The sequence below is a fragment of the Holospora elegans E1 genome, assembly GCF_000648275.1.
Lineage (GTDB): Bacteria > Pseudomonadota > Alphaproteobacteria > Holosporales > Holosporaceae > Holospora > Holospora undulata_A.
In genome coordinates, this window is record NZ_BAUP01000044.1 from 1 (window position 1) to 4,052 (window position 4,052).

A 4,052-nucleotide genomic window follows, 5' to 3' on the forward strand; every position below is an offset into this window, starting at 1 on the left:
TAACGGGCCTTACACAAGAAATTGCTTACAAAAAAACAGTCAGAGCGCCTTTCTATTCATCTTTGTATTCATACTTCACAAGGGGATTCAGGTGGATCAAAGATAAACTCTTATTCTTTGATTTCAGAGATTTTTTAAACTACCTGAAAAAAAGTGAGGGGGAGTATGTGCAAATATAGCAAAAGCTAAATAAAACGATTTTAATTAATAATTTTATGACATATTCAGTAGATTTTCGGCGTAGAGAGTTATAAACAGAAAGGAAGAAGAGCTAAACGTAAAAAACTCTCCCGACTGGTACAACTATGAGCCGTGCTGAAATGCTGGGAGCAAGCCCCTCAGTAATACGCTCAGCTCTGGAACGCCTCGGCGTGACGTATAAAAAAAGCCTGCGTCATCCCAAGGCAGAGGTCGAAAAGCAAGGCATTTTTTACCAAAAGATTCAAGGAGCATCAAAAGGAAGGACGCCCCATCGTTTTCATTGATAAGGTCGGATGATCACGACGTGCTTTTCAACTTTATGGCTTGAAAAATTATCGGCGGTTTGGCAGCCATGACTGGGGTATGTAAAGGCTCGCACGAATGTCATTGTGCACTTTTGAGCGGCGTTATTTTGACCGGGAGTCTGTTTCAAACAACTGTAAACATCTTGGGGGTCAACGCATGGATGCTGCAAGATTTAATCCCCTAACTTCCTAAAAAGCAGTGGGGAGAGCCATGGACAATGCAACCTTTCACAAAATCCAAGGCATGCTAAAGGCCTTAAAAGCTTCAGAACACACTCTCCTCTATCTTTTTGCCATTCACTCAGACTTCAAATCCCATCAAACATAAATGGGCACAGGAAAAAGCACTTAGGCGCATTCCTCTTGGATGAAGCACAGGAAAAAGCACTTAGGCGCACTCATCTTGGATGAAGCACAGAAAATCTCTTCCAAGATATCCATAATCATTTCTATATAGCTTTAGCTGTAACGGACGTTGGAAATAACGGATATTAAAAAAAAATAGCCTTTCACGTTTTCTGATCTGACAGTGAGCAAAGAAAAAATATTAGATAGCGTTTTGTTTACACTGCAAAGAACTTGACCTTAAAAGAGAACTATGGCAAGTTTATAGATAATTCAGTTACATTTTGTTTATGGTTACGGTAAGGGAAGCGCTTCGTCAAGCTCTTGAAGAAGAATTAGAACGAGATCCAAACGTATTTTTGATGGGGGAAGAAGTAGACAAATATCAAGGTGCTTACAAAATAAGTAAAGGGCTGGGGGAACGTTTTGGTTCTGGGCGCATAGTTGATACTCCTATTTCTGAATATGGGTTTTCAGGTCTGGCGGTAGGAGCAGCTTACGCAGGGCTTCGACCCGTTGTAGAGTTTATGAGTTTTAATTTTTCAATGCAGGCCATTGACCACATAATAAATTCTGCAGCCAAAACACTGTATATGTCTGGTGGGCAGGTAAAGTGTCCTATCGTCTTTCGAGGCCCTAATGGTATTGCTGCAGGCGTGGGTGCACAGCACTCTCAATGTTATGCCAGTTGGTATTCTCACTGTCCTGGTCTAAAAGTTATTGCGCCCTATGATTCGCAAAGCGCAAAAGGGTTACTTAAGGCAGCAATTCGAGACGATAATCCGGTGGTTTTTCTAGAACACGAGCTTTTATACGGGGAGTCTTTTCCTTTAGAAGCGTCTTCAAACCCTTGGCCTATAGGAAAAGCCAAAATTCGAAAAGAAGGTCAAGACGTTACTATCGTTTGTTTTTCTTTGATGGTTAAGGTATGTTTACAAGCGGCAGAAATTCTTTCGAAACTTGGGATTTCTGCAGAGGTTTTAGATTTGTGTACCCTAAGGCCTTTGGATATAGAATCTTTACGTAACAGCATTCAAAAAACTCATCGATGTTTGGTGGTAGAAGAAGGGTGGCCCGTGTGTGGAATAGGAAGTGAAATCATAGCCCTTTCAATAGAGCTGGCTTTTGATTTTTTGGATGCCCCTGCTATGCGCTTGTCTGGAAAAGACATCCCCCTTCCCTATGCAAAAAATTTAGAATCACTGTGCTTTCCCCATGTGCAGGACGTAGTAGATTCAGTAAAGCACCTTTGCAAAGGAATGCGCTAAGAGAATGTTTTATATCATTTCATCAGTTTTCAAATTGTCCCAAAATTGCCCCAAAAGGAGAATCCATGTCCATTATATTTAAAATGCCTGCTTTGTCCCCCACCATGGTGCAAGGAGATATCGTTAAATGGGAAAAGTCTTTAGGAGACATCATCGAAAGTGGCGACACCTTGTTGGCTATTGAAACTGATAAAGCCATTATGGATTTTGAGGCAACAGATTCAGGCGAACTTTTTCATATTTTTATTCCCAGCGGAGCAAAAAGTATTCTTGTAGGAACTCCCTTGGCGATTTTTAAAGAACCGGAAGACACGGTGCAAGAGTTAGATACGCTAATAAAGAGTTTAACTTTTTCTTCTTCAGAAAAAGATTCCGCCTATGAAGTTTCTTTAAATTCTTTAGAATCTTTTGAGAAAAATAAAAAAGAGGATAAAGAAAGTTTAGATTTGGAAGTTGGTAAAACAATGAAGTCGTCGGAAATTCTTCCCGCTTCCCCCTTAGCAAAAAAGATCGCAGCCCTGAATCAAATTGATCTAAATATGTGCACAGGAACAGGCCCTGGCGGACGTATTGTGAAGGCAGATGTGGAACGTGCTATTAGCCAGAAAGGTCCAAGTGTTTTAACAAAAGATTCAAAAGAATTAGGAAAATCAGATGATATTTTGGAGGAAAAAAAAGCTCCATCGCCCAGCTATGAAGAAGGAACGTTTATCCCTTTTTCTGGAATGCGTAATGTTATCGCCAAGAGACTAACACAGTCCAAACAGGAAATACCTCATTTTTATGTTAACCTTTCGTGCCGGATGGATGCGATGTGGGATTTACGAAAAGAGCTAAACCGTGCACATCCAGACGCTCGGGTTTCGGTTAATGATTTTATTTTGAAAGCTACCGCACAAGCTTTAAAAACATTTCCTCAAATGAATGCTCACGCGTCTTTGCAAGGAATTACACAGTTTCAAAAAGTAAGGCTAGCGTTTGCGGTTTCTTTAGAAAATGGGCTTATTACTCCTATTATTGAAAATGCTGCAGAGCTTTCGTTATTTGGGCTATCTAATAAAGTTAAAACACTGGTGGAACGTGCGCGTTCTGGAATTTTGACTCCCCAAGAATATCAAAATGGAACGTTTACTGTATCTAATCTTGGGATGTTTCAGATTGAAAATTTTCAAGCCATCATTAACCCCCCTCAAGTAGGAATTTTAGCCGTTGGAGCGACCCTGGAAAAGCCTATAGTAGAAAAGCAAGAAATCGTTATTGCAAAAATGATGGACATCTCGCTTTCTGCAGATCATAGAGCAATAGATGGGGTTTTGGCAGCACAGTTTATTAGAAAAATTCAGTACTATATTGAACACCCCTTGGTACTTTTGGCGGAATAAAGACAGGCTGTTACTTTTTAATCAAAGAGTGTGTGCTGCGCTTTCTAGTCGGCAAGCACTCCATCAGCCTTCATGAGGCAATCCATCAACGCATCTCCTTCCTCCCAGATCATCGTCTTGGCTTTTTGTCAAGTGAAAATCGATGGGATTACCCTAGATATTACAGATTGCACAGATTTTAGTACTTACCCCTCAATGACTTGGTTTAAGTCTTTTTTTTATTGCTAGCCCTGTATTAATGGGGTATAAAAGTTCATCGCGCACTTGTTGTCAGCATCACTGGCTAATATTTCAAAAACGCTTTTCCATACACCTTTTTGACTCCAAGTAAATAGCTTTGAAATCGCAAAAGACTAAATCCCTTCACGAAATCTTGTGCGATAGCAGTACAAAAAACCCTCCACAAACAATTGTATTTTGCTGGAACACCCACATTACTTTTATTATCAAAAGATTCTATTCAAACGTTTAGTTTTTTTACAAATGAGAAAACAATGCGTTTCCTCGCAGTAATGCACCATTGCGATGCGCCCAACGTACCAAAGATTCTA

Annotated in this window: 3 protein-coding genes; all 3 read left to right on the top strand. The window is 40.1% G+C overall.

Translation table 11 applies throughout. From position 1 onward, the window contains the following. The first annotated feature begins 305 nt into the window (after positions 1-305). Positions 306-485, top strand: a complete 180-nt coding sequence (locus tag HE1_RS01245; RefSeq protein WP_023491149.1) for a hypothetical protein — start codon at positions 306-308, stop codon at positions 483-485. A gap of 656 nt (positions 486-1,141) precedes the next feature. Further along, positions 1,142-2,119 (top strand): pyruvate dehydrogenase complex E1 component subunit beta, encoded by a 978-nt coding sequence (locus HE1_RS01250; protein WP_035543845.1) that lies wholly within the window; start codon positions 1,142-1,144, stop codon positions 2,117-2,119. Positions 2,120-2,184: 65 nt separating this feature from the next. Then, positions 2,185-3,501 carry a dihydrolipoamide acetyltransferase family protein gene (locus HE1_RS01255; RefSeq protein ID WP_024161355.1) on the top strand — a complete coding sequence of 439 codons (1,317 nt, stop codon included), beginning with the start codon at positions 2,185-2,187 and terminating at the stop codon, positions 3,499-3,501. Positions 3,502-4,052: the final 551 nt, after the last annotated feature.

Excerpts from the sequence above, each read along its gene's own strand:
- HE1_RS01245 (WP_023491149.1), top strand. The coding sequence starts at position 306 with ATGAGCCGTGCTGAAATGCTGGGAGCAAGCCCCTCAGTAATACGCTCA.
- HE1_RS01250 (WP_035543845.1), top strand. The coding sequence starts at position 1,142 with ATGGTTACGGTAAGGGAAGCGCTTCGTCAAGCTCTTGAAGAAGAATTA.
- HE1_RS01255 (WP_024161355.1), top strand. The coding sequence starts at position 2,185 with ATGTCCATTATATTTAAAATGCCTGCTTTGTCCCCCACCATGGTGCAA.